The following is a 22,766-nucleotide window of genomic DNA, read 5'->3' as shown; positions in this document are numbered from 1 at the left end:
GAGGTGACCGGCCCTGTCACGTATGCCGTGGAGCAGCAGGTCAGGCGTCGTCGCCCTGCGCCTGCGCGGCCTCGCCACCGGCCGGCTCGAAGCCGGCAGCCTTGGCGTCCTCGGCGGAGGTGAACCAGAACTCGGCCTCGGTCTGGTCGTACCACTGCGAACCCTCGACGTGGTACTTGCCGGAATCGGCGTTGCCCTTGACCGAGTAGCCCTCGGGAGCGGAGCCGTCCTCGTTCGCGGCGACGGAGCCCTTGGGCAGCTCGACCGCGGCAGCGGCCTCGGTCGCCTCGGGGGCCTCGGTGGCCGGAGCCGCCGTCACGGGGGCCTCGGCCTCGGCGGCCTTGGACTCCTTGGACTCCTTGGCGGCACGCTTCGTCGCGCCCTCGGCCTCCTTGACGGTGGCCTTCTTGGCGACGGGCTCGCGGACGAGCTCGATGACTGCCATGGGGGCGTTGTCGCCCTTGCGGGGACCGATCTTCGTGATGCGCGTGTAGCCACCCTGGCGCTCGGCCATGTCGGGGGCGACCTCGACGAAGAGGCGGTGCACGACGCCCTTGTCACGGACGACCGTCATGACCCGGCGACGGGCGTGGAGGTCACCGCGCTTGGCGAAGGTGATGAGGCGCTCGGCGAGCGGGCGGAGGCGCTTGGCCTTCGACTCGGTCGTCGTGATGGAGTCGTGCTCGAACAGCGAGGTCACGAGGTTGGCCAGGATGAGCCGCTCGTGAGCCGGGCCGCCTCCGAGACGGGGACCCTTGGTGGGGGTAGGCATGTCTTTACTCCTAGAGGTTAAGTCAGAGTCAGAGCTGCTCGTCCTCGGCGAACGACGCGTCCTCGGCGTCGTCGGCGTCGGAGAAGCTGAACTCGTCGTCGTAGGAAGCGATCTGGCTCGGGTCGAAGCCGGCGGGGCTGTCCTTGAGCGCCAGGCCCATGCCGTGGAGCTTGGCCTTGACCTCGTCGATGGACTTCTGGCCGAAGTTGCGGATGTCGAGCAGGTCCGCCTCGCTGCGACCGACGAGCTCACCCACGGTGTGGATGCCCTCGCGCTTGAGGCAGTTGTAGGAACGGACCGTGAGGTCGAGGTCCTCGATGGGCAGGGCGAGGTCCGCGGCGAGCGCGGCGTCCGTCGGCGACGGGCCCATGTCGATGCCCTCGGCCTCGACGTTGAGCTCACGGGCGAGGCCGAAGAGCTCGACGAGGGTCTTGCCGGCGGAGGCGAGCGCGTCACGCGGGGAGACGGCCTGCTTGGTCTCGACGTCGAGGACGAGGCTGTTGAAGTCGGTGCGCTGCTCGACTCGGGTCAGCTCGACCTTGTAGGTGACGTTGAGGACCGGGCTGTAGATGGAGTCGACCGGGATGCGGCCGATCTCCTGGTCACCGGACTTGTTCTGGGCGGCGGAGACGTAGCCGCGACCGCGCTCGACGGTCAGCTCCATCTCGATGCTGCCCTTGTCGTTGAGCGTCGCGATGTGCAGGTCAGGGTTGATGACCTCGACACCGGCCGGCGGCGCGATGTCGGCGGCCGTGACGGCGCCCGCACCCTGCTTGCGCAGGTACATGACGACCGGCTCGTCGTGCTCCGAGGAGACGACCAGACCCTTGATGTTGAGGATGATCTCGGTGACGTCCTCCTTGACCCCGGGGATCGTGGAAAACTCGTGGAGCACGCCGTCGATGCGGATGCTCGTCACGGCGGCACCCGGGATGCTCGAGAGCAGGGTGCGGCGCAGGCTGTTGCCGAGCGTGTAGCCGAAGCCCGGCTCCAGCGGCTCGATGACGAACCGGCTCCGGTTCTCGGAGATGACGTCCTCGGAGAGGAGTGGACGCTGTGCGATGAGCACGGTGATTTTCCTTCCCACGGGCGACCGCTATATGACGCCTCGTGAAGACCGAGCCACAAGGGCTCGAACAGCCCAGCTCACCTCTGTCTGTGAGCTCGGCAGACCTTGCTGTATGCCGTGATGCACTGAGGTGCCCACGGCCCCGACTTCTTGCGACTTTCGGCGCAGACCGCGGTCGGCACGCCGACGGTGGAACGCGCCGAAAGTCGCAAGAAGTCGGCTGAGATCAGTTCTTGGAGTAGAACTCGACGATGAGCTGCTCGGTGAGCTGGCTGTCGATCTGCGCACGCACCGGGAGCGAGTGGATGAGGATCTGCAGCGAACCCGGGACGACCTGGATCCAGGCCGGGGTCGGGCGGTCGCCGAAGGTCTCGCGGGCGAGCTGGATCGGCAGCTTTTCCGCCGACTGCTTGCGCACGGTGATGATGTCGTACTGCTCGACGCGGTAGGACGGGACGTCCACGCGCTTGCCGTTGACCTCGAAGTGGCCGTGCGTCACGAGCTGACGGGCGGCACGACGGGTGCGGGCGAGGCCCGCGCGGTAGATGACGTTGTCGAGTCGGGACTCGAGAATCGTCAGGATGTTCTCACCGGTCTTGCCGGGGCGGTTCGCCGCTTCCTTGTAGTAGCGGCGGAACTGCTTCTCCATGACGCCATAGGTGAAGCGGGCCTTCTGCTTCTCCTGCAGCTGGGTGAGGTACTCCTTCTCCTGCATCCGGCGACGGCCGTGCTGGCCGGGCGGGAAGGGACGCAGGTCGAAGTTCTTGTCGCCGCCGACGAGGTCGACCTTGAGGCGACGCGACTTCTTCGTGATGGGGCCGGTGTAACGAGCCATGGTGTGGTTTCTCTCTCCGTCTTCTCAGGCGCTCAGACGCGACGGCGCTTGGGCGGGCGGACACCGTTGTGCGGCGAGGGCGTGACGTCCTGGATCGAGCCGACCTCGAGACCGGCAGCGGTCAGGGAGCGGATCGCGGTCTCGCGGCCGGAGCCGGGACCCTTGACGAAGACGTCGACCTTGCGCATGCCGTGGTCCATGGCGCGGCGGGCAGCAGCCTCGGCGGCGGTCTGCGCGGCGAACGGGGTGGACTTGCGCGAGCCCTTGAAGCCGACCTGGCCGGCCGAGGCCCAGCTGATGACGGCACCGGTGGGGTCGGTGATCGAGATGATCGTGTTGTTGAACGTCGACTTGATGTGGGCCTGGCCCACGGCGATGTTCTTCTTCTCCTTGCGGCGCACCTTCTTGGCGCCCGCAGCCATACGGCCCTTGGGAGGCATTACTTACCAACCTTCTTCTTGCCGGCGACGGTGCGCTTCGGACCCTTGCGGGTGCGCGCGTTGGTCTTGGTCCGCTGACCGCGGACGGGGAGGCCGCGACGGTGGCGCAGACCCTCGTACGAGCCGATCTCGACCTTGCGGCGGATGTCGGCCTGGACCTCACGGCGGAGGTCACCCTCGACCTTGAGGTTCTCGTCGATCCAGTCGCGCAGGGCGACGAGGTCGGCGTCGGTGAGGTCCTTGACGCGGGTGTTGGGGTCCACGCCGGTGGCGGCGAGGGCCTTCTGCGAGCTGGAGCGGCCCACACCGAAGATGTAGGTCAGTGCGATCTCGACGCGCTTCTCGCGCGGCAGATCGACTCCTTGGAGACGTGCCATCGTGTGATGGTTCCTGTTCTGTGTTTCCGGAGGTCTGGTGCAACGCCGGTCCGGGCTTGCTCCACGGCTGTCCGTGGTTCCCGGTCCCCGGCCTCCGGGCCGGGGGTGACGTCCCTCGCTCACCTCTTCAGGTGACGCTCGAGGGGGTCGGGCGCTGCGTTCTCATCATGGATTTCTTGCGTGTGCTCGAAGCTGTGCCTCGTGCGGGTTCCCTCGCGGGAATGGGTCTGCGTTCAGCCCTGGCGCTGCTTGTGGCGCGGGTTCTCGCAGATGACCATGACCCGGCCGTTGCGGCGGATCACCTTGCACTTGTCACAGATCTTCTTGACGCTCGGCTGAACCTTCATGTCGCCTTTGCTGTCGTGTCGATCCGTCCCGGGCCAGGACGTCTGTCCCGGGTCTTGCTGGTGTTGCGGGGTGCTGCTGCTTCGGGCGGACCCGGTCAGCGGTAGCGGAAGACGATGCGGCCTCGGGTCAGGTCGTAGGGGCTGAGCTCCACCACCACGCGGTCCTCGGGGAGGATCCGGATGTAGTGCTGGCGCATCTTGCCCGAGATGTGGGCGAGCACCTTGTGCCCGTTGGTGAGCTCCACGCGGAACATCGCGTTGGGGAGCGCCTCAACGATGGTGCCCTCGATCTCGATGACGCCGTCCTTCTTGGCCATACCCTCTCAATCCGTTGCTGGCCCCACCCTGGGTGCGGCGCGAAGGCCACCAGTGGAACCATGGAGATGTGGCCGCGCGTGCGGGAGCACACGAGACCGACGCTCCATCCTACGGGAGCCCGCGCCGAGCACGAAATCGACGCCTGCCTGCCAGACGAAGGTCGTATGCCGTCCGCGACCCCGGGTCGATGATCCTCCCAGCACGCTCGGTGAGACTGTGCCCATGACCGTGCGCATCGCCGCCGTGGGGGACCCCGGCCACCTCGAGGACCAGCAGTCGCTCGCCCGTGCCCGGGCGCTCTCCCGGGGAGTCGCCCCCGACCTCGAGTGGTCGCCGTTGACGACGCGGCGGGTCGAGGGCGGCGACCTCGCCGGCTTCGACGCGCTGTGGTTCCTGTCCTGGCCCGAGGCACCGGAGGCGGAGGGTCTGCGCCGCGCCGCATGGGGCGCGCACGGCTCGGGCACCCCGGTGCTCGTCTCCCCGACCGAGCCGCCCGCGTGGTTCGTCGGGCAGGCGCGGCAGCGGGCGGCATACCGGCTCGTCGCCGAGAAGCGGGCTGCCGAGGCCGCCGCGCTCGAGGCGGGCGAGCGGGAGCCGCGCACCTACGTGCACCAGATGCGGGGGCCGCGCTACCGCTGGTGGCGGCCGCTCCTCGCCCTGGCGGTGGCCGTCGGGGTGTGGCTCGTGAGCGCGGCGGTGCTCTCGGTGCCGTCCCTCCTCCTCGTCGAGTCCGAGGAGGAGATGCTCAACCCCCTCGACCCGTGGGCCTCCCTGTCGCTGAACCTGCTCCTCGCGGCGCTCGTCCCGGCCACCCTCGTCGGGCTCTGGGTGGGGTTCCGACGCAGTCCGTGGCGGGTGCTGTCGGTCACCGGAAGGCTCCGGTGGGGCTGGCTGGGCTGGTGCCTGCTCGTCGTCACCCCGTTGTGGGGGGCCTACCTGCTCGTGACGTGGTTCGTCTTCGACCAGGAGGTCCTCGACCGACCGGAGAGCTGGGGCGCGCTGCTCACCATCACCCTGCTCACGACTCCCCTGCAGGCGGCCGGCGAGGAGGTGGCCTTCCGGGGCGGGCTCGTGCAGGGAGTCGGCGCGTGGGTCCGCTCCCCCTTGGTGGCCCTCGCGCTGACCGCCGCGCTGTCGACCGCGACCTTCGCCGCCGCGCACGGCTCGGCCGACCCGTGGATCGTCGTCGAGCTCGGATCGCTCGCCGTCGCCGGCTGCTGGCTGGCGTGGCGGACGGGCGGACTGGAGGCGGTCATCGTCCTCCACGTCGTCAACAACGTCCTCATCATGGTCACCGGCATCCTGCTCGGCGGCCTCGAGGAGTCCTACATCTCAGGCGAGACCCAGGGCTCGCCGGTCTCGGCGGCGATGAACGTCGTCGCGACAGCGGTCGTCACCGCGGTGCTGCTCTGGCTGGCGAGGCGCCGCGGCGTCGCCCCGGCCGGCTGGCGCACCCCGGCCACGGGCTGACCGACGCGATCAGTCGGGTCGCGCAGCGAGGAAGAGGTCGAGGATGCGGGCGGCGCCGTCGACGGCGCTGAGCTCGCCGGACCGCACGGCTGCCTCGATCTCGGCACGCTGCGAGCGGACCGCCGGCGCCACGCGCACGGCCTCCTCGAGGTGGGACTCGACGAGCGCCCACATCCAGTCCTGCTGCTGCTGGGCGCGCCGCGACTCGAGCGAGCCCTGCGACTCGAGGTGCTCCCGGTGCTCGAGCACCGCCGCCCAGACCTCGTCGAGGCCGGCGCCCGTCTGCGCCGAGCAGGTGAGCACCGGCGGGCGGCGCACATCGGCGCCCGGCAGCATGAGCCGCATCGCGGCGGCGAGGTCCTTGGCCGCGGCCTTCGCGGGGTTCTCGCCGTCGCCGTCGGCCTTGTTGACCGCGATGACGTCGGCGAGCTCGAGGATGCCGCGCTTGATCCCCTGCAGCTGGTCGCCGGCACGAGCGAGGGTGAGCAGGAGGAACGTGTCGACCATCTCGGACACGGCGATCTCGTTCTGACCGACGCCGACCGTCTCGACGATGACGACGTCGAACCCGGCTGCCTCGAGCACGAGCATCGACTCGCGTGTCGCCCGCGCCACTCCCCCGAGGTGCCGACCGCTCGGGCTCGGGCGCACGAACGCGGAGTCGCTCGCACCCAGCTCACCCATCCGCGTGCGGTCACCGAGGATCGAACCACCGGTGCGCCGCGAGCTCGGGTCGACGGCGACGACCGCCACCTTGTGCCCGGCCTCGATGAGCCGCAGCCCCATCGCGTTGACGAAGGTCGACTTGCCGGCGCCCGGCACCCCCGAGACACCGACCCGGACCGCCGAACCCGTGTATGCCGTGAGCTCCCGCAGGAGCGCCCGTGCCCTCTCGCGGTGGTCGGGCCGGCTCGACTCGACGAGGGTGATGGCACGGGCGACGGCAGCGCGCTGCCCCGCGCGGATCCCGTCGAACAGCTCGTCGGTCACGCGCCACCCGTGGCGTCGGCGGCGACGCCCGCGCTCGGGTCGTCCGTCGGCTGCGCGTCGCCGTGGAGCCGCGAGCGCAGGTCGCCGATGAGGTCGATCGCAGCCGTCGCGATGACGGTGCCGGGCGGGTAGATCGCGTCCGCACCCGCGGCGCGCAGGTCGTCGAAGTCCTGCGTGGGGATGACGCCACCGACGACGATCATGAGGTCCTCGCGACCGAGCGCGTCGAGCTCCTTGCGCAGCGCAGGCACGAGCGTGAGGTGACCGGCGGCGAGCGACGAGACCCCGACGACGTGCACGTCGGACTCGACGGCCTGGCGCGCGACCTCCGTCGGCGTCTGGAAGAGCGGACCCACGTCGACGTCGAAGCCGAGGTCGGCGAAGGCCGTCGCGATGACCTTCTGACCACGGTCGTGGCCGTCCTGGCCCATCTTGGCGACGAGGATGCGGGGCCGGCGACCCTCGGCTTCCTCGAACTCCTCGACGAGGTCCTGCGCCCGGCGCACGTTGGCGTCGGAGCCGGCCTCGTCGGAGTACACGCCACCGATCGTACGGATCTGGGCGGTGTAGCGGCCGAAGGCCTCCTCCATCGCCTGCGACATCTCGCCGACGGTCGCCTTGGCCCGGGCCGCGTCGATGGCGAGCGCGAGCAGGTTGGTCTCGAGGCTGCCGTCCGAGCCGGCCCGCGCGGCCGCGGTGAGGCGCTCGAGCGCGGCACGGCATACGGTCTCGTCGCGCTCGGCGCGCAGGCGCTCGAGCTTGGCGACCTGGCTGGCGCGCACGGCCGCGTTGTCCACCTTCAGGACCTCGATCTCCTCGTCGAGGTCGGGGACGTAGCGGTTGACGCCGATGACCGGCTGCTGACCGGAGTCGATGCGAGCCTGGGTGCGGGCGGCCGCCTCCTCGATGCGCATCTTGGGGATGCCGGCCTCGATGGCCTTGGCCATGCCGCCCGCGGCCTCGACCTCCTCGATGTGCGCCCACGCCCGCTCGGCGATGTCGTGGGTGAGCCGCTCGACGTAGGCCGAGCCGGCCCACGGGTCGATGGTGCGGGTCGTGCCCGACTCCTGCTGGATGACGAGCTGGGTGTTGCGGGCGATGCGCGCGCTGAAGTCGGTCGGCAGCGCGATCGCCTCGTCGAGGGCGTTGGTGTGCAGGCTCTGCGTGTGGCCCTGCGTCGCCGCCATCGCCTCGATGCACGTGCGGACGACGTTGTTGAAGACGTCCTGCGCGGTGAGCGACCACCCACTCGTCTGGCAGTGCGTGCGCAGGCTGAGCGACTTGGGGTTCTTCGCGCCCTGCTCCTCGACGAGCCGCGCCCAGAGGAGGCGGGCCGCGCGCATCTTGGCGACCTCCATGAAGAAGTTCATGCCGATCGCCCAGAAGAAGGACAGCCGCGGCGCGAAGCGGTCGACGTCGAGCCCGACGGCCTTGCCCGCGCGGAGGTACTCGACGCCGTCGGCGAGGGTGTAGGCGAGCTCGAGGTCCTGCGTCGCCCCGGCCTCCTGCATGTGGTAGCCCGAGATCGAGATCGAGTTGAAGCGCGGCATCTTCTCGGAGGTGAAGGCGAAGATGTCGCTGATGATCCGCATCGACGGCTCGGGCGGGTAGATGTAGGTGTTGCGGACCATGAACTCCTTGAGGATGTCGTTCTGGATGGTCCCCGAGAGCTGCTCGGGTGCAACGCCCTGCTCCTCGGCCGCGACGACGAAGAGCGCGAGCACCGGGATGACGGCCCCGTTCATCGTCATCGACACCGACATCTGGTCGAGAGGGATGCCGTCGAAGAGGGTGCGCATGTCGTAGATCGAGTCGATCGCGACACCGGCCATGCCGACGTCGCCCTCGACCCGCGGGTGGTCGCTGTCGTAGCCGCGGTGGGTCGCGAGGTCGAACGCGACGCTCAGGCCCTTCTGCCCGGCGGCGAGGTTGCGGCGGTAGAAGGCGTTGGACTCCTCGGCGGTGGAGAAGCCGGCGTACTGACGGATCGTCCACGGCTGGTTGACGTACATCGTCGGGTAGGGACCGCGCAGGAACGGCGGGGCGCCCGGGATGGTGTCGAGGAAGTCGAGCCCCTCGAGGTCGGCCTCGGTGTAGAGCGGCGGCACCTCGATCTGCTCGGGGGTGGTCCAGACCTGACCGTCGACGGTCGCGGCCTCACCGCTGGTGCTCACCGTCGGCTCGCCGAGCTCGACCTGGCTGAAGTCGGGGATGGTGCTCATGCCGGTGCTCCCATGACGTCGAGGAGGGAGGACAGGAAGTCGACGACGTCCATGCCCGGGGTCACGCCCTCGTAGCCCTTGCCGGCCGCGACGAGCACGGCCTCGGACGGCTCGCCCGCGTCGACCGCGTCGATGCCGGCGACGGTGAGCAGGTTGACCGCGTCGACGCGCCGGTCGCCCGCGCGGGGGACGTCGAGCAGCGGCACGGCGACCCGTGGGGCGTGTCCGTGTCGAGCCGCGTATGCCGTCGAGCGGTCCCGGAGCGCCTCGAAGACGGCCGAGTCGCGGTGGGGCTCGAGGGCCTCGGGCGACACCGTCAGCTCGCGGCGGGCCCGGCGCTCGAGCCGCTTCTCCCCGGCCAGCGGGAAGGTGCTCACCCCGGTGATGGGACGCACGCGTGTCGCCAGCTCGGCGTCGCGCTCGGCGACGGCATCCGCGATGCGCTCTGCGACAAGCCCGTTCGCGAGGGCGTCGACCATGCCGCCCGCGCGCTCGACCTCCTGGAAGGTCGACCAGGCCGCGGTCGCCACCTCGTCGGTGAGCGCCTCGACGGCCCACGCGCCACCGGCAGGGTCGGTGACCCGCGCGACGTTGGACTCCTCGGCGAGCAGGATCTGCGTGTTGCGGGCGATGCGCCGCGAGAAGGGGGTCGGCAGCCCGGACACGGTGTCGAAGGGCAGCACGGTGATGGCGTCGGCGCCCCCGAGGCTGGCGCCGAAGGTCGCGAGCGTGCTGCGCAGGATGTTGGTCCACGCGTCGTCGCGGGTGAACATGCGCCCGGAGGTCACGGCGTGCGTGCGGGCACCGCGCGACCGCTCGGGCACGCCGATGCTCTCGCCGACGCGCGCCCACGTCCGGCGCAGCGCGCGCAGCGCGGCGGCTGCGAGGAACTGGTCGGCGCCGGCGCTCACGCGGAACTCGACGTGGCGGAAGGCCTCCTCGACGGAGACACCCTCGGCCTCGAGGTGGCGCAGGTAGGCCACACCGGTCGAGAGCGCGAAGCCCACCTCGTCGGGCACGGTGGCCCCGGCGTCGGCGTGGACGCGGGTGTCGACGGTGATCGCACGCACCTCGCCGTGGTCGGCCAGCCTCGCGACCGCCCCGGCGAGCGGGGCGAGGTCAGGGGCGGTGCCGGTGCGGGCGGCCGCGCCGACCGGGTCGTGGCCGAGGTTGCCGGAGCCCGCGGCGGAGGCCGAGAGGACGGCATACAGGGCCTCGGCGGCGCCCACCTGGTCGTCCCACGACGACACGACGACGGGTGCGAGGTCGAGCCGCACGTCCGCGAGCGCCTCGGCGACGTCGGCGGGGGCGAGGCCGTCGGCGCCGACGTGGAGCCACACGGAGGTGACGCCGTTCTCGAGGTCGGCGAGGACCGCTTTGCGGGTCGCCGCGGCGTCGGGGTCGTCGTGGAGTTGGCGGACGTCCCAGGGCACGTCGGCGTCACGCAGGGCCCGGCCACGGGTGAACGGCATGGCGCCCGGGACGCCGAGCAGTGCGGGCTCGTCGGCCCGGGTGTAGAGGGGCTCGACGACGAGCCCACCGGGGAGGTGGCTGCGCATCGACTCCACGGCGGCGTCGGGGTCGAGCTGCTCACCCTCCGGCCGGCTCTTGTTGACGACGGCCGCTGCGAGCTCGCGCCACTCGGCCTGCGTGCGCTCCGGGAAGTGTGCCGCCAGCGTCATCGCCGCGGGCCGCTTCGGGGCCACCGTCATCCACCGCTCCTCTTGGCTGGTCCGTGCGGTCCGCACCTGCGTCGTGAGGTCTGCGGACCTCTCGTCACCCTACCGGCGGGCCCGTCGCGGCTGGACGAGAGTTTCAGCACACCAGCGGTCAGGCCAGACGCTCGTATGCCGCTCTCAACCGTTCGCTCGCGAGCGGCCCTTCGCGGTCGGGCAGGGGCACCCCGAGGTGACGCCACCGGAGCTCGTCCATGAGGTCGGCGACCATCGCCGGGCCGCCCTCCTCCATGAGCTGTTGGCGGATGGTGAGCTGCGGGCTCGTCTTCCGGTGCGCCCGACCCCACGTGCCGAGGGCGACGAGGATCGGCAGGGTCTGGATGCCGACCTCGGTGAGGGTGTAGCGCGCCCGCTGGCCCCGGATGGCGTCGTCGCGGGTCAGCAACCCGGCCGCGACGAGCGACTTGAGTCGCGACGAGAGCACGTTGCTCGCGATCCCCTCCTCCGAGGCACCGAGCAGCTCACGGAAGTAGCGCCGGTCGCCGAACATGACATCGCGCAGCACGATGAGGCTCCACGGATCCCCGAGGGCCTCGACGGCGGCATTGATCGGGCAGCCCGACCGCGGTTCGCTTCGCATCATCTCCTCAAAGTGCTTGCCATTAGCAATCACTCTACTCTAACGTGGCGAGTGGTTGCCCTTCGCAATCAGTCGACGTCAGGAGAGGTCATGTCCCTCGTCAGGGTCACCCAGTTCAGTGTCTCGCTCGACGGCTTCTCGACCGGAGAGGGACAGTCCCTCGAGTCGCCCTTCGGCCACGCAGGCTCCAGGCTCATGGACTGGTTCGGTGCGACTCGTCTCGGTCGACAGGTGCACGACGACGACGCGCCTGCGCGCCGCGGCATCGACGACGCTCTCGTCTCCTCGGGCTGGGACGGCAGTGTCGGCGTGGAGATCATGGGCAGGGGCAAGTTCGGCCCCCAGACGGGGCCGTGGACCGACGACCGATGGCGTGGCTGGTGGGGTGACAACCCGCCCTTCCACACGCCGGTCTTCGTCCTCACGCACCACCCGCGACCACCGTTGGAGATGGAAGGTGGCACCACGTTCCACTTCGTCGACGGCACGCCTGAGGACGTGCTGGCGCAGGCCCGGGAGGCCGCGGGCGGCCTCGACGTCCGCATCGGCGGTGGCCCGAGCACCGTGCGGCAGTTCCTCGCGGCCGGGCTCGTCAACCTCATGCACGTCGCGCTCGTGCCCATCGTCCTCGGCCGTGGGGTGTCGCTGTGGGAGGGCCTCGAGGGTGTCGAGGACGGCTTCGACATCGAGACGGTCCACTCGCCCACCTCGGGCGTGACCCACCTCCTCTTCCAGCGCAAGGAGGGGTGATGGGACGCCTGCGCTACGGCATGCTCGTCTCGCTCGACGGCTACGCCCGCGACGCCTCGGGCTCCTTCGACTGGGCCATGCCCAGCGACGAGCTCCACGGCTTCGTCAACGAGCGCGAGCGCGAGGTCGGCACGTTCGTCTACGGCCGCGGCCTGTGGGAGGTCATGCGCTGGTGGCAGGACTCGCCCGCGGACGACGAGCCCGAGGCCGCCCCCGAGCACCACGAGTTCGCCGCACTGTGGCGCGGGGCGGACAAGGTCGTGGTCTCGACGACGCTCGACCCGCCGGCCGAGCCACGCACCGAGGTGTGGCCGAACCTCGATCTCGACCGGCTCGCCGCCCTGGTGCGCCAGAGCCCCGGCGACGTGAGCATCGGTGGCCCGACCCTCGCCGGGCACGCCCTGCGCGCCGGGCTCGTCGACGAGGTCGCGGCCTACGTCGTGCCGCACGTCGCCGGCGGTGGTCTGCCGTGGCTGCCCGACGGGTGGACCTCATCCCTCGTGCTGCGCGAGCAGCGCGCGTTCGACGGCGGCGCGGTCGCGCTCGTCTACGACGTGCCGCGCCGCTGAGGGCTCTCCCGAGCCGTCAGTCGCGCCAACCAAGGGCCGGCGCGACGTGGGTCAGGATGCTCTCGATCAGGTGGGCGTTGTAGTCCACCCCGAGCATGTTCGGGATCGTCAGCAGGAGCGTGTCGGCGGCAGCGACCGCCTCGTCCTCGGCGAGCTGACGCACGAGGTCGTCCGGCTCCCCGGCATACGACTTGCCGAAGCGCGCGACGGTGCCGTCGATCATGCCCACCTGGTCACTGCTCGCGCGGTCGGCGCCGAAGTAGGCGTGGTCCTCGGCGCTGACGAGCGGGAAGATGCTCCGGCTCACCGACACCCGCGGCTCGCGCTTCCACCCGGCCTCCCGCCAGGCCTCGCGAAAGAGCTGGATCTGCTCGGCCTGGAGCTGGTGGAACGGCACGCCGGTGTCCTCCGTGAGCAGTGTCGAGCTCATGAGGTTCATCCCCTGCGCGGCGGTCCACTGCGCCGTCGCGCGCGTCCCGGCGCCCCACCAGATGCGGTCGCGCAGGCCCTCGCTGTGCGGTTCCACGCGCAGCAGGCCCGGCGGGTTGGGGAACATCGGCCGCGGGCTCGGCTTCGCGAAGCCCTCACCCTCGAGGACCTCGAGGAACCTCGCCGTGTGCCGCCTCGCCATGTCCGCATCGGACTCGCCCTCGCGCGGGTCGTGGCCGAAGTGGCGGTAGCCCTCGACGACCTGCTCGGGCGATCCCCGGCTGATGCCGAGCTGGAGCCGTCCGCCCGCGAGGAGGTCGGCGGCGCCGGCGTCCTCGGCCATGTAGAGCGGGTTCTCGTAGCGCATGTCGATGACGCCGGTGCCGAGCTCGATGCGGCTCGTGCGGGCTCCCGCAGCTGCGAGCAGCGGGAACGGTGAGGCCAGCTGCTGGGCGAAGTGGTGGACGCGGAAGTAGGCACCGTCCGCCCCGACCTCCTCCGCGGCGACCGCGAGGTCGACCGACTGGAGCAGCACGTCGGAGGCGCTTCGCACCGCCGACTGCGGGTGCGGGTTCCAGTGGCCGAAGGAGAGAAAGCCGATGCGCTTCATGCCCGTTCAACGCCTCCCCGTCGTCGGCATTCCGCGCCGTCAGGCGAGCGGCGCGAAGGGGGCGCCGAGCTCCCGGAGCCTGGCCTCGCCGCCGTCGACCGCCGTGAGCACCCAGAGGCCCTGCGACGTCGCAGCGACGGTGTTCTCCCAGTGGGCTGCGCGCGACCCGTCGTTCGTGACGACGGTCCAGTCGTCCTCGAGGACGCGGTTGGCCTCGTCGCCGAGAGTCACCATCGGCTCGATCGCCACGGTCGTCGCGTCGACGACGATCGGGCCCTTGCCGCTCACGCGGTAGTTGGGGACCTGCGGGTCCATGTGCATCGACGTGCCGATGCCGTGGCCGACGTAGTCCTCGACGATGCCGTACTCACGGCCACGCCGCTCCCCCGCCTCGGTGAGGCTGTCCTCGACGGCCGCGCCGACGGCATACAGGCTCTGCCCGACGGTGAGCGCGGCGATGCCGGCCCACATCGAGGCCTCGGTGTCGTCGATGAGCTCGAGGTCCTCGGGACGCCCGGCCTCACGACCGCCGACGATGACCGAGATGGCGGCGTCGCCGTGCCAGCCCTCGACGATCGCGCCGCAGTCGATCGAGAGCAGGTCGCCCTCCTCAAGAACGCGGGAGCCGGGGATGCCGTGCACGACCTCCTCGTTGACCGAGGTGCAGAGGGTCCCGGTGAAGCCGTGGTAGCCGAGGAAGCTCGGAGTGCCGCCGCCGTCGCGGATGTGGGCCTCGGCCAGGGCGTCGAGCTCCTTGGTCGTCATGCCGGCGCGGACGGAGTCGCGCACGAGCTCGAGGGTGCGACCGACGAGGAGCCCGGCGGCGCGCATGAGCACCACCTGCTCGTGAGTCTTGGCCTCGATGCGCTCACGTCCGAACAGTCCCATGGAGGGCAACCTACCGCCGCGGCTCCCACTCCCCGAATCGTTCTGGGGGTGCGGGAGCCGCGGGAGGGGTGGGTCGGAAGGGGTCAGGAACGGGCGTCGGCGAGGTCGCCGACCTTCGCGTGCAGGTCGGCGAGCAGCGAGCGGAGCTCACCGGTCGCGACCTCCCCGGCGTCGACGACGGAGCCGTCGACCGTGAGCTGCTCGGGGAAGGTCAGCCCCAGATCTCCGACGACGTCGGCCTGGACGTGGGTCAGCACCTTGGCGAGGTCGGCGCGCGCGTCACCGGCTCCGGACCACCCGTAGCCGACGATGCCGATCGGCTTGGACTGCCACTCGGCGAAGAGGTAGTCGACGGCGTTCTTGATCGGGGCCGGGAAGCTGCGGTTGTACTGCGGCGTCACGACGACGATGGCGTCGGACTCGAAGACCGCGCTCGCCCACGCCTGCGTGTGCGGCTTGGCGTAGTTGCCGTTGCGGGGCATGTCCTCCTCGTCGAAGAACGGCAGGTCGATCTCGGCGAGGTCGAGGACCTTGACCTGCCAATGCTCGGCGTCGGCCTGCTCGCTCACCCAGGAGGTGACCTTGTCGCCGATGCGGCCGGGGCGGGTGCTGGACACGATGATGCTCAGTTGATTCACAGTTCAACCAACCTCGTATGCCGTCCGCCCATTCCCCAAGCAGTCGAGAGTAGAAGACACCCCGTCACGGTCGGCCTCGGGCGGGAACCTCCCTACTCTCGACTGGCGGGGTCAGGCGATGAGCAGCGTGGCGGGATCCACGTCGAGAGCCCTCGCCATGAAGAGCAAGGTCTCGACCCGGCGCGGGGTGCGGTGCACGTCCTCGGAGAAGATCTCGCGGACGGTGTGCCCGAGGGCCTCCAGCCGACGGCGCCGGACCTCGTCCCCGCTGCGGCGCCGGATCTCGGCGTGCGGGGCGCCCTGGTACTCGGCGACGACCCGCCGGCTGCGCCAGAGGAGGTCTGCCTCGGCCACGAACTCGCCGGCCTCGTCGACCACGACGCCGTTCACCTCCGGCTCGGGGAACCCGGCACGCACGAACATCAGGCGCGACCGCGTCTCCATCGGTGACGCGACGCGCGGCCGCACCAGCCTGAGCGCCTCCGCCAGCATCACCTTGCCCCGCGGCCTCACCCGCGAGTGCAGCGCCTCGTGCAGCGCACGCACACCGGGAGACGTGACGCTCCCACTTCTCACCCGCACCCCTGAGCGAGCGTCGATGAGGGCCACCGCGGCGTCGCCGGCGACGACGAGGTCGTCGACATCGACTGTTCCTCGCCGGAGCTCGCCCAGGTCGCACCACGTGTCCGCCGCGGAGACCACCGCGATCCCCTGGACCGTCGTGGTCCTGCGGCTCTCCAGACCGCGGTGTCCCACGCAGCCTGCTCGCTCCACCCACCCGTCCGACGTCGGCGCCATGACGTGCAGACCGGCGCTCGGCGCCTCGGCCTCGAGCCGCATGGGCAGCGGCAGCCCCAGCAGGAGCGCGGCGGTGACGTGCGAGAACGCGCGGGCGGACGGCATACCCGCGGCGTAGGCCACCGCACGCTCGGCGAGGGTGACCGGCTCCGTGAGCGAGTGCGCGCCGTGCGTCGGGTGGACGAGGTCACTGCGGTAGACGCGCATCGCGGGCAGCCCGAGCTCCCTGGCCCGGACCGTCGAGAACGGCCCGCTCGCCAGCTCGTCGGGCAACGGCCGCGGTCGCATGCCCACGAGCGTCGCCGAAAGCGCGCACCTCGTCGGCCCGTCATCCACAGGCGCCGGTCGAGAGGAGACAGAACCCCGCCTCCGAGGGGACGGGGCGGGGCTCTGTCTACTCTCGACTGCTGGGGAGGCGAGAGGTGAGGCGCGGAGGTCAGGCCAGGGCGGCGATGATCCGCTCGGTGACCTCGTCGACCTCACCGAGGCCGTCGACCTCGACGAGGAGCCCGCGCTCGGCGTAGAGCTCGACGAGCGGGGCGGTCTCGCGGCGGTAGATCGCCTGACGCTCGCGGATGACCTCCTCGGTGTCGTCGGCGCGACCCTCGATCTCGGCCCGCTTGAGCAGGCGCGTGACGACCGCGTCCTCGTCGACGGTGAGCGCGAGGACCTTGTCGAGCCCGTGGTCGTGCTTGCCGAGCATCCAGTCGAGCGCGGTGACCTGGCCGGTCGTGCGGGGGTAGCCGTCGAGGAGGAAGCCCTCGCGGGCGTCGTCCTCGTTGAGGCGGTCCTCGACGATGGCGTTGGTGATGTCGTCGGAGACGTAGCCGCCGGAGGCGGTGATCTCCTGCACCTGCTTGCCGAGCTCGGTGCCGTTCTTGATGTTGGCGCGGAAGATGTCGCCGGTGGAGATCGCCGGGATCCCGTAGTGCTCGGCGATGCGCGCAGCCTGCGTGCCCTTCCCCGCACCGGGGGGTCCGAGGATGATGAGGCGCCTGCCCGTGGACGTCATTACTTGAGGAACCCTTCGTAGTGGCGCTGCTGCAGCTGGGACTCGATCTGCTTCACGGTCTCGAGACCGACGCCGACGATGATGAGGATCGACGTGCCACCGAACGGGAAGTTCTGGTTGGCGCCGACGAGCACGAGGGCGATGAGCGGGATGATCGAGATCAGCGCGAGGTAGATCGCACCCGGGACGGTGATACGGGTGAGGACGTACTGCAGGTACTCGGCCGTGGGTCGCCCGGCGCGGATACCCGGGATGAAGCCGCCGTACTTCTTCATGTTGTCGGCGACCTCGGTCGGGTTGAACGTGATCGACACGTAGAAGAACGTGAAGAAGAGGATGAGCAGGATGTAGGTGAGCGCGTACTCCCACGTGTCGCCGCCGGCGAAGTTCGCGTCGATCCACTGCACCCAGCCGGGGCTGGAGCCGTCGGCCTTGCGGTTGAACTGCGCGAGAAGCGTCGGCAGGGCGAGCAGCGAGCTCGCGAAGATGACGGGGATGACGCCGGCCATGTTGACCTTGAGCGGGATGTAGGTCGAGGTGCCGCCGTAGACGCGACGCCCCACCATCCGCTTGGCGTACTGGACCGGGATGCGGCGCTGGCTCTGCTCGACGTAGACGACGAGCGCGATGATGACGAAGCCCATGAGGATGATCCCCAGGAAGATGTCCCAGCGGCCCTCCCGCTGCTGGATGGCCCAGAGCGCACCGGGGAACGTCGCGGCGATCGACGTGAAGATGAGGATCGACATGCCGTTGCCGACACCCTTGTCGGTGACGAGCTCACCGAGCCACATGACGAGGCCGGTGCCGGCCGTCATCGTGAGCACCATGATGAGGATCGTGACGATCGAGTCGTCCGTGAGGATGTTGGTGCAAGCCGGGTTGGCGAACAGCTGCGAGGGGTTCTGCGCGAACGTGATGAACGTGGCCGACTGGAGGACGGCGAGCGCGATCGTGAGGTAGCGCGTGTACTGCGTCATCTTCGCCTGCCCGGCCTGGCCCTCCTTCTTGAGGGCCTCGAACTTCGGGATGACGACGGTGAGCAGCTGGATGATGATGCTCGCCGTGATGTAGGGCATGATCCCGAGCGCGAAGATGCTCAGCTGGAGCAGCGCTCCACCACTGAACAGGTTCGCCAGACCCAGCAGGTCGTTGGCGTCGCCTGCACCCTCCTGGCACGCCTGGATGAGCGAGTAGCTCACACCGGGCGTCGGCACGTGGGCGCCGAGCCGGTAGATCGCGATGATCGCGAGGGTGAACAGGATCTTCCTGCGCAGGTCGGGCGTCTTGAACGCGCGGCCGAAGGCGGTGAGCACAGGTCCTCCAGGTGGGCGGCAGGTGCCGCGTCGGTGCGGTGCGGCTGTGGCCACACCGTCGTGGTGATCGACGAACAAGATACCCCGGTGTGGAGGGCGGTCAGCGACCGCCGCCCTCACAGGGGGACAAACGACGTATGCCGCAGAGCGAGTTCCGGAGATCGCCTCCGGGAACCGCGCCCTGCGGCATACGAACCATGCAGGTTCAGCTTCAGGCGGACTCGCCCGAGGTGGTCGAGCCGCCAGCGGCTTCGATCTTCTCCTTGGCGGTCGCCGAGAACTTGTCGGCGGTGACGTTGACCGCGACCGAGATCTCGCCGGTGCCGAGCACCTTGACGAGGTGGCCACGACGCACCGCACCCTTGGCCACGAGGTCCTCGACCGTGACGTCGCCACCCTGCGGGTAGAGCGAGGACAGCTTGTCGAGGTTCACGACCTGGTACTCGGTCTTGAACGGGTTCTTGAAGCCGCGCAGCTTCGGGAGACGCATGTGGAGGGGGGTCGAGCCACCCTCGAAGCGCTCCGGAACCTGGTAGCGCGCCTTCGAGCCCTTGGTACCGCGACCGGCGGTCTTGCCCTTGGAGCCCTCACCACGACCGACACGGGTCTTGGCGGTCTTGGCTCCGGGGGCCGGACGCAGGTGGTGGACCTTGAGGGCGGTGGCCTTCTGCTCCACGTCAGCCTTCTTGTCGGCCATGATCACTCAACCTCCTCGACGGTGACGAGGTGCGTCACCGTCTTGACCATCCCGCGGATCTCGGGACGGTCCTCCTTGACGACGACGTCGCCGATGCGCTTGAGACCGAGGCTGCGCAGCGTGTCACGCTGGTTCTGCTTGCCGCCGATCTCCGAACGGGTCTGGGTCACCTTGAGACGGGCCATCACGCACCTGCCTTCGCGGCGTCACGGGCCTCGGCGATGCCGGCGGCCTGGGCGCGCAGCATTGCGGCGGGGGCGACGTGGTCCACGGGGAGGCCGCGGCGCGCAGCCACGGACTCCGGACGCTCGAGCTCCTTGAGGGCCTGAACGGTCGCGTGGACGATGTTGATGGCGTTGTCCGAGCCGAGGCTCTTGGACAGCACGTCGTGGATGCCGGCACACTCCAGGACCGCACGCACCGGGCCACCGGCGATGACACCGGTACCGGGGCTGGCGGGGCGGAGCATGACGACACCGGCAGCGGCCTCACCCTGGACGGGGTGCGGGATCGTGCCCTGGATGCGCGGGACCTTGAAGAACTCCTTCTTGGCCTCCTCGACACCCTTGGCGATCGCGGCGGGAACTTCCTTGGCCTTGCCGTAGCCGACGCCCACGGTGCCGTCGCCGTCACCGACGACGACGAGAGCGGTGAAGCTGAAGCGACGACCACCCTTGACGACCTTGGAGACACGGTTGATGGTCACGACGCGCTCGAGATACTGGCTCTTCTCGGCCTCGCGACCGCCGCCACGACGGTCGTCGCCGCGGCCACCGCGACGGTCGCCGCCACGGTTGTCGCTGCGGTTGTCGGACGCGGGACCGGTGCCTCGACGCTGGGGTCCTGGCATCAGATGTTCCTCATTTCAACACTGGTGTGGGAGAGCATGTGGGTCACAGCGACAGCCCACCCTCGCGGGCGCCGTCGGCGATGGCCGCGACACGACCGTGGTACTTGTTGCCACCACGGTCGAAGACGACGGCCTCGACACCGACTGCCTTGGCACGCTCGGCGACGAGCTCGCCGACCTTCTTGGCCTTGGCGGTCTTGTCACCGTCGAACGAGCGGACGTCGGCCTCCATGGTCGACGCCGAGGCGACGGTCTTGCCCACGGTGTCGTCGACGACCTGGACGAAGACGTGGCGCGAGCTGCGCGACACGACCAGGCGGGGACGGACAGCCGTGCCCGCGACCTGCTTGCGCAGACGAGCGTGGCGACGGCCGCGAGCGGCGACCTTGCCCTTGGCGCGCTTGATGATCATTGCCATGGCTTACTTACCAGCCTTTCCGACCTTGCGGCGGATGTGCTCGCCGGCGTAGCGCACGCCCTTGCCCTTGTAGGGGTCGGGCTTGCGGAGCTTGCGAATGTTGGCGGCAACCTCACCGACGAGCTGCTTGTCGATGCCCTCGACCTGGAACCGAGTGGGGTTCTCGACGGTGAAGGTGATGCCCTGCGGCGGCTCGACCGTGATCGAGTGCGAGTAGCCGAGCGCGAACTCGAGCGAACCGCCCTTGTTCTGCACGCGGTAACCGGTGCCGTGGATCTCGAGCTTCTTGACGTAGCCCTCGGTGACACCGAGGACCATGTTGTTGATGAGCGAGCGGGTCAGGCCGTGGAGCGAACGCGACTCGCGCTCGTCGTTGGGCCGGGACACCTGGACCTCGCCGTCGGTCTTCTCGACCGTGATCGGCTGCGCCACGGTGTGCGCGAGCTCGCCCTTGGGACCCTTGACCTTGACGGTCTGGCCCTCGACGTTGATCTCGACACCCGAGGGGATGGCAACCGGAAGACGTCCGATGCGCGACATGTCAGATCCCCTTACCAGATGTAGGCGAGGACTTCCCCACCCACACCCTTGTTGGCGGCCTGCTTGTCGGTGAGCAGACCGGACGACGTCGAGATGATCGCGACACCGAGACCACCGAGAACCTTGGGCAGGTTGGTGGACTTGGCGTAGACGCGCAGTCCGGGCTTGGACACGCGGCGCACACCCGCGATGGAGCGCTCACGGTTGGGGCCGTACTTGAGGTTGATCGTCAAGGTCTTGCCGACCTCGGCGTCCTCGACGGACCAACCGGAGATGTAGCCCTCGGCCTCGAGGATCTCCGCGATGTGCGACTTGAGCTTGCTGAACGGCATGGCGACCGTGTCCTTGTGCGCCGAGTTGGCGTTCCGGACGCGGGTCAACATGTCCGCAATCGGGTCAGTCATTGTCATTGGGCTTCTCCGCCCTTCTCACCGTGGTTTCATCCGGAGCCCAAAGCTCCGGCTGACCTTCGATGTAGATGGTCTTGTGTGTATGCCGCGTGGTCGCGGCGGTGAGGTGTGCGCGGGGCAGGGCCCCACGGCATACCGGGGATGTTCAGTTCTGGGACGTCACCAGGACGACTTGGTCACGCCGGGGAGCTCGCCGCGGTGGGCCATCTCCCGGAGGCAGATCCGGCACAGGCCGAACTTGCGGTAGACCGAGTGGGGACGGCCGCAGCGCTGGCAGCGCGTGTAGCCGCGCACCTTGAACTTCGGCGTCTTGTTCGCCTTGTTGACAAGAGCGGTCTTGGCCATCTCAGTTCTCCTTGAAGGGGAAGCCGAGCGCCTTGAGCAGCGCGCGTCCCTCGTCGTCGTTCGTCGCGGTGGTGACGATGGTGATGTCCATGCCCCGCACGCGGTCGATCTTGTCCTGGTCGATCTCGTGGAACATCGACTGCTCCGTGAGGCCGAAGGTGTAGTTGCCGCGGCCGTCGAACTGCTTGGGGTTCATGCCACGGAAGTCGCGGATGCGGGGCAGCGCGACCGCGATGAGGCGGTCGAGGAACTCCCACATGCGGTCACCGCGCAGCGTGGTGTGCGTGCCGATCGGCATGCCCTCACGCAGCTTGAACTGGGCGATGGACTTGCGCGCCTTGGTGACGACCGGCTTCTGGCCGGTGATCGCCGTGAGGTCGCGGACCGCGCCCTCGATGAGCTTGCTGTCCTTGGCTGCGTCGCCGACACCCATGTTGACGACGACCTTGACGACGCCGGGAACCTGCATGACGTTGGCGTAGCCGAACTGCTCGAGGAGGCCGGCGCGGATCTCGTCCGCGTAGCGCTGCTTGAGGCGCGGGGTCACCGCGGTGGTGGTCTCAGTCATCAGGCTCACAGGTCCTTGCCCGAGCGCACGCCGACGCGGGTCCGGACGGCCTTCTGGCGTCCGTCACGCTCGACGGTCTCGACGCGGGTCTTGGTACGGGTCGGCTTCTTGTCGGACGGGTCGACGACCTGCACGTTGCTCACGTGGATCGGCGCCTCCTGCACGACGAGGCCACCGGTCTGGCTGCCACGGGCAGTCTGGCCGGCCTTGGTGTGGCGGGTGACGCGGTTGACGCCCTCGACGAGGACACGGTCGTTCTCGCGGTAGACCGCGATGACCTTGCCGGTCGAACCCTTGTCCTTGCCGGTGAGCACCTGGACGGTGTCACCCTTCTTGATGCGGAACTTCGCCATGGCTCAGAGCACCTCCGGGGCCAGCGAGATGATCTTCATGAACTTCTTGTCTCGAAGCTCGCGGCCCACCGGGCCGAAGATGCGGGTACCACGGGGGTCACCGTCGGTCTTGAGGATCACTGCGGCGTTCTCATCGAACTTGATGTAGGAACCGTCGGCGCGACGGCGCTCCTTCTTGGTGCGGACGATGACGGCCTTGACCACGTCGCCCTTCTTGACGTTGCCACCGGGGATGGCGTCCTTCACCGTGGCGACGATCGTGTCGCCAATACCGGCATACCGGCGACCCGAGCCACCGAGAACACGGATGCACAGGATCTCCTTGGCACCGGTGTTGTCGGCGACGCGCACTCGCGACTCCTGCTGGATCACTTATCTGTCTCCTATACGTCGTGCTGGTTCTCTGCTGGCCTGAGGGC

At 69.6% G+C, this 22,766-nt stretch carries 30 protein-coding genes; 3 read left to right on the top strand and 27 right to left on the bottom strand.

Annotated features, from left to right (window positions below; translation table 11 throughout):
- Positions 1–40: 40 nt before the first annotated feature.
- The 7 genes from rplQ to infA form a co-directional block, all read right to left on the bottom strand.
- Entirely contained in the window at positions 41–772 is a 732-nt protein-coding gene (rplQ, locus tag N798_RS05980) for a 50S ribosomal protein L17, sunset domain variant (protein WP_035947005.1), read from the bottom strand.
- 28 nt (positions 773–800) lie between these two features.
- The gene (locus N798_RS05975) at positions 801–1,841 is read right to left on the bottom strand and encodes a DNA-directed RNA polymerase subunit alpha (RefSeq protein ID WP_035947003.1); all 1,041 of its coding nucleotides are present in this window, start codon (positions 1,839–1,841) and stop codon (positions 801–803) included.
- Positions 1,842–2,067: 226 nt separating this feature from the next.
- Entirely contained in the window at positions 2,068–2,676 is a 609-nt protein-coding gene (rpsD, locus tag N798_RS05970; protein WP_035947001.1) for a 30S ribosomal protein S4, read from the bottom strand.
- 32 nt (positions 2,677–2,708) lie between these two features.
- Positions 2,709–3,116 carry a 30S ribosomal protein S11 gene (gene rpsK / locus N798_RS05965; protein WP_035947000.1) on the bottom strand — a complete coding sequence of 136 codons (408 nt, stop codon included), beginning with the start codon at positions 3,114–3,116 and terminating at the stop codon, positions 2,709–2,711.
- On the bottom strand, positions 3,116–3,493 hold the full coding sequence (rpsM, locus tag N798_RS05960; protein WP_035946998.1) for a 30S ribosomal protein S13: 378 nt from the start codon (positions 3,491–3,493) through the stop codon (positions 3,116–3,118). The genes rpsK and rpsM overlap by 1 nt, the downstream gene beginning before the upstream one ends.
- A 233-nt stretch (positions 3,494–3,726) precedes the next feature.
- A complete protein-coding gene (gene rpmJ / locus N798_RS05955) occupies positions 3,727–3,840 on the bottom strand; it encodes a 50S ribosomal protein L36 (RefSeq protein ID WP_009775928.1) in 114 nt (37 codons plus the stop codon).
- Between the two features lie 95 nt (positions 3,841–3,935).
- Complete coding sequence (infA, locus tag N798_RS05950; protein ID WP_006946284.1) at positions 3,936–4,157, bottom strand: translation initiation factor IF-1; 222 nt, start codon at positions 4,155–4,157, stop codon at positions 3,936–3,938.
- A gap of 223 nt (positions 4,158–4,380) precedes the next feature.
- Between infA and N798_RS05945 the strand changes: the two genes are divergently transcribed.
- On the top strand, positions 4,381–5,628 hold the full coding sequence (locus N798_RS05945; protein WP_052116965.1) for a CPBP family intramembrane glutamic endopeptidase: 1,248 nt from the start codon (positions 4,381–4,383) through the stop codon (positions 5,626–5,628).
- Between the two features lie 9 nt (positions 5,629–5,637).
- Here N798_RS05945 and meaB read toward each other — a convergent pair whose 3' ends face one another.
- The 4 genes from meaB to N798_RS05925 all read right to left on the bottom strand — a co-directional run bounded on the left by meaB (position 5,638) and on the right by N798_RS05925 (position 11,159).
- Complete coding sequence (gene meaB / locus N798_RS05940; RefSeq protein ID WP_035946995.1) at positions 5,638–6,618, bottom strand: methylmalonyl Co-A mutase-associated GTPase MeaB; 981 nt, start codon at positions 6,616–6,618, stop codon at positions 5,638–5,640.
- Complete coding sequence (scpA, locus tag N798_RS05935; RefSeq protein ID WP_052116964.1) at positions 6,615–8,840, bottom strand: methylmalonyl-CoA mutase; 2,226 nt, start codon at positions 8,838–8,840, stop codon at positions 6,615–6,617. The genes meaB and scpA overlap by 4 nt, the downstream gene beginning before the upstream one ends.
- Positions 8,837–10,552, bottom strand: a complete 1,716-nt coding sequence (locus N798_RS05930; RefSeq protein WP_035946991.1) for a methylmalonyl-CoA mutase subunit beta — start codon at positions 10,550–10,552, stop codon at positions 8,837–8,839. Before N798_RS05930 ends, scpA begins: the two co-directional genes overlap by 4 nt.
- Before the next feature lie 118 nt (positions 10,553–10,670).
- Positions 10,671–11,159 (bottom strand): winged helix-turn-helix transcriptional regulator, encoded by a 489-nt coding sequence (locus N798_RS05925; RefSeq protein WP_232222669.1) that lies wholly within the window; start codon positions 11,157–11,159, stop codon positions 10,671–10,673.
- An 87-nt stretch (positions 11,160–11,246) separates the two neighbouring features.
- On the opposite strand from N798_RS05925, the gene N798_RS05920 reads away from it, so the two are divergent.
- Both N798_RS05920 and N798_RS05915 read left to right on the top strand, forming a co-directional pair.
- On the top strand, positions 11,247–11,906 hold the full coding sequence (locus tag N798_RS05920; RefSeq protein ID WP_035946988.1) for a dihydrofolate reductase family protein: 660 nt from the start codon (positions 11,247–11,249) through the stop codon (positions 11,904–11,906).
- Entirely contained in the window at positions 11,906–12,475 is a 570-nt protein-coding gene (locus tag N798_RS05915; RefSeq protein ID WP_035946985.1) for a dihydrofolate reductase family protein, read from the top strand. The genes N798_RS05920 and N798_RS05915 overlap by 1 nt, the downstream gene beginning before the upstream one ends.
- Before the next feature lie 16 nt (positions 12,476–12,491).
- Here the strand turns inward: N798_RS05915 and N798_RS05910 are convergent, their stop codons facing one another.
- The 16 genes from N798_RS05910 to rplN form a co-directional block, all read right to left on the bottom strand.
- On the bottom strand, positions 12,492–13,514 hold the full coding sequence (locus N798_RS05910; protein WP_035946984.1) for an LLM class flavin-dependent oxidoreductase: 1,023 nt from the start codon (positions 13,512–13,514) through the stop codon (positions 12,492–12,494).
- A gap of 39 nt (positions 13,515–13,553) precedes the next feature.
- Positions 13,554–14,402: a type I methionyl aminopeptidase gene (map, locus tag N798_RS05905; RefSeq protein WP_035946982.1), complete on the bottom strand. Its 849-nt coding sequence runs from the start codon at positions 14,400–14,402 to the stop codon at positions 13,554–13,556.
- An 83-nt stretch (positions 14,403–14,485) separates the two neighbouring features.
- Positions 14,486–15,019: an NADPH-dependent FMN reductase gene (locus tag N798_RS05900; protein ID WP_229708340.1), complete on the bottom strand. Its 534-nt coding sequence runs from the start codon at positions 15,017–15,019 to the stop codon at positions 14,486–14,488.
- Between the two features lie 132 nt (positions 15,020–15,151).
- Positions 15,152–16,126: a hypothetical protein gene (locus tag N798_RS05895; RefSeq protein WP_156971634.1), complete on the bottom strand. Its 975-nt coding sequence runs from the start codon at positions 16,124–16,126 to the stop codon at positions 15,152–15,154.
- A gap of 148 nt (positions 16,127–16,274) precedes the next feature.
- Entirely contained in the window at positions 16,275–16,850 is a 576-nt protein-coding gene (locus tag N798_RS05890; protein ID WP_035946976.1) for an adenylate kinase, read from the bottom strand.
- Complete coding sequence (secY, locus tag N798_RS05885) at positions 16,850–18,166, bottom strand: preprotein translocase subunit SecY (RefSeq protein WP_035946974.1); 1,317 nt, start codon at positions 18,164–18,166, stop codon at positions 16,850–16,852. Before secY ends, N798_RS05890 begins: the two co-directional genes overlap by 1 nt.
- A 211-nt stretch (positions 18,167–18,377) precedes the next feature.
- Entirely contained in the window at positions 18,378–18,863 is a 486-nt protein-coding gene (gene rplO, locus N798_RS05880) for a 50S ribosomal protein L15 (RefSeq protein WP_052116978.1), read from the bottom strand.
- A gap of 2 nt (positions 18,864–18,865) precedes the next feature.
- Positions 18,866–19,048, bottom strand: coding sequence for a 50S ribosomal protein L30 (rpmD, locus tag N798_RS05875; RefSeq protein ID WP_035946972.1), 183 nt, complete (start codon positions 19,046–19,048; stop codon positions 18,866–18,868).
- Positions 19,048–19,713, bottom strand: coding sequence for a 30S ribosomal protein S5 (gene rpsE, locus N798_RS05870; protein WP_035946971.1), 666 nt, complete (start codon positions 19,711–19,713; stop codon positions 19,048–19,050). Before rpsE ends, rpmD begins: the two co-directional genes overlap by 1 nt.
- 43 nt (positions 19,714–19,756) lie before the next feature.
- Positions 19,757–20,131, bottom strand: coding sequence for a 50S ribosomal protein L18 (rplR, locus tag N798_RS05865; RefSeq protein ID WP_035946970.1), 375 nt, complete (start codon positions 20,129–20,131; stop codon positions 19,757–19,759).
- A gap of 3 nt (positions 20,132–20,134) precedes the next feature.
- The gene (gene rplF / locus N798_RS05860; RefSeq protein ID WP_035946968.1) at positions 20,135–20,671 is read right to left on the bottom strand and encodes a 50S ribosomal protein L6; all 537 of its coding nucleotides are present in this window, start codon (positions 20,669–20,671) and stop codon (positions 20,135–20,137) included.
- A gap of 11 nt (positions 20,672–20,682) precedes the next feature.
- The gene (gene rpsH, locus N798_RS05855; RefSeq protein WP_035946967.1) at positions 20,683–21,081 is read right to left on the bottom strand and encodes a 30S ribosomal protein S8; all 399 of its coding nucleotides are present in this window, start codon (positions 21,079–21,081) and stop codon (positions 20,683–20,685) included.
- A 159-nt stretch (positions 21,082–21,240) separates the two neighbouring features.
- Positions 21,241–21,426, bottom strand: coding sequence for a type Z 30S ribosomal protein S14 (locus N798_RS05850; protein WP_035946966.1), 186 nt, complete (start codon positions 21,424–21,426; stop codon positions 21,241–21,243).
- A gap of 1 nt (position 21,427) precedes the next feature.
- The gene (gene rplE, locus N798_RS05845) at positions 21,428–21,994 is read right to left on the bottom strand and encodes a 50S ribosomal protein L5 (protein ID WP_035946964.1); all 567 of its coding nucleotides are present in this window, start codon (positions 21,992–21,994) and stop codon (positions 21,428–21,430) included.
- A 5-nt stretch (positions 21,995–21,999) separates the two neighbouring features.
- Complete coding sequence (gene rplX / locus N798_RS05840) at positions 22,000–22,347, bottom strand: 50S ribosomal protein L24 (RefSeq protein ID WP_035946962.1); 348 nt, start codon at positions 22,345–22,347, stop codon at positions 22,000–22,002.
- 3 nt (positions 22,348–22,350) lie between these two features.
- Positions 22,351–22,719, bottom strand: a complete 369-nt coding sequence (gene rplN / locus N798_RS05835; protein WP_035913313.1) for a 50S ribosomal protein L14 — start codon at positions 22,717–22,719, stop codon at positions 22,351–22,353.
- Positions 22,720–22,766: the final 47 nt, after the last annotated feature.

The sequence above is a fragment of the Knoellia flava TL1 genome, from assembly GCF_000768675.1.
GTDB classification, from domain to species: domain Bacteria; phylum Actinomycetota; class Actinomycetes; order Actinomycetales; family Dermatophilaceae; genus Knoellia; species Knoellia flava.
The sequence above is the reverse complement of the archived record's forward strand: the minus strand, read 5'-3'. Positions and strand labels throughout refer to the sequence as shown.

Coding starts and splice junctions, on each gene's coding strand:
- N798_RS05910 (WP_035946984.1), bottom strand. CDS start 13,514: ATGAAGCGCATCGGCTTTCTCTCCTTCGGCCACTGGAACCCGCACCCG.
- rplF (WP_035946968.1), bottom strand. CDS start 20,671: ATGTCGCGCATCGGACGTCTTCCGGTTGCCATCCCCTCGGGTGTCGAG.
- rpsE (WP_035946971.1), bottom strand. CDS start 19,713: ATGCCAGGACCCCAGCGTCGAGGCACCGGTCCCGCGTCCGACAACCGC.
- rplE (WP_035946964.1), bottom strand. CDS start 21,994: ATGACTGAGACCACCACCGCGGTGACCCCGCGCCTCAAGCAGCGCTAC.
- rplQ (WP_035947005.1), bottom strand. CDS start 772: ATGCCTACCCCCACCAAGGGTCCCCGTCTCGGAGGCGGCCCGGCTCAC.
- rpsK (WP_035947000.1), bottom strand. CDS start 3,116: ATGCCTCCCAAGGGCCGTATGGCTGCGGGCGCCAAGAAGGTGCGCCGC.
- rplX (WP_035946962.1), bottom strand. CDS start 22,347: ATGGCGAAGTTCCGCATCAAGAAGGGTGACACCGTCCAGGTGCTCACC.
- infA (WP_006946284.1), bottom strand. CDS start 4,157: ATGGCCAAGAAGGACGGCGTCATCGAGATCGAGGGCACCATCGTTGAG.
- N798_RS05890 (WP_035946976.1), bottom strand. CDS start 16,850: ATGACGTCCACGGGCAGGCGCCTCATCATCCTCGGACCCCCCGGTGCG.
- N798_RS05945 (WP_052116965.1), top strand. CDS start 4,381: ATGACCGTGCGCATCGCCGCCGTGGGGGACCCCGGCCACCTCGAGGAC.
- N798_RS05915 (WP_035946985.1), top strand. CDS start 11,906: ATGGGACGCCTGCGCTACGGCATGCTCGTCTCGCTCGACGGCTACGCC.
- rpsD (WP_035947001.1), bottom strand. CDS start 2,676: ATGGCTCGTTACACCGGCCCCATCACGAAGAAGTCGCGTCGCCTCAAG.
- N798_RS05850 (WP_035946966.1), bottom strand. CDS start 21,426: ATGGCCAAGACCGCTCTTGTCAACAAGGCGAACAAGACGCCGAAGTTC.
- rplO (WP_052116978.1), bottom strand. CDS start 18,863: ATGGCCGACAAGAAGGCTGACGTGGAGCAGAAGGCCACCGCCCTCAAG.
- rplR (WP_035946970.1), bottom strand. CDS start 20,131: ATGGCAATGATCATCAAGCGCGCCAAGGGCAAGGTCGCCGCTCGCGGC.
- rpmJ (WP_009775928.1), bottom strand. CDS start 3,840: ATGAAGGTTCAGCCGAGCGTCAAGAAGATCTGTGACAAGTGCAAGGTG.
- scpA (WP_052116964.1), bottom strand. CDS start 8,840: ATGAGCACCATCCCCGACTTCAGCCAGGTCGAGCTCGGCGAGCCGACG.
- rpsH (WP_035946967.1), bottom strand. CDS start 21,081: ATGACAATGACTGACCCGATTGCGGACATGTTGACCCGCGTCCGGAAC.
- N798_RS05930 (WP_035946991.1), bottom strand. CDS start 10,552: ATGACGGTGGCCCCGAAGCGGCCCGCGGCGATGACGCTGGCGGCACAC.
- rpsM (WP_035946998.1), bottom strand. CDS start 3,493: ATGGCACGTCTCCAAGGAGTCGATCTGCCGCGCGAGAAGCGCGTCGAG.
- N798_RS05895 (WP_156971634.1), bottom strand. CDS start 16,126: ATGCGACCGCGGCCGTTGCCCGACGAGCTGGCGAGCGGGCCGTTCTCG.
- rpmD (WP_035946972.1), bottom strand. CDS start 19,048: ATGGCCCGTCTCAAGGTGACCCAGACCCGTTCGGAGATCGGCGGCAAG.
- N798_RS05920 (WP_035946988.1), top strand. CDS start 11,247: ATGTCCCTCGTCAGGGTCACCCAGTTCAGTGTCTCGCTCGACGGCTTC.
- map (WP_035946982.1), bottom strand. CDS start 14,402: ATGGGACTGTTCGGACGTGAGCGCATCGAGGCCAAGACTCACGAGCAG.
- N798_RS05925 (WP_232222669.1), bottom strand. CDS start 11,159: ATGATGCGAAGCGAACCGCGGTCGGGCTGCCCGATCAATGCCGCCGTC.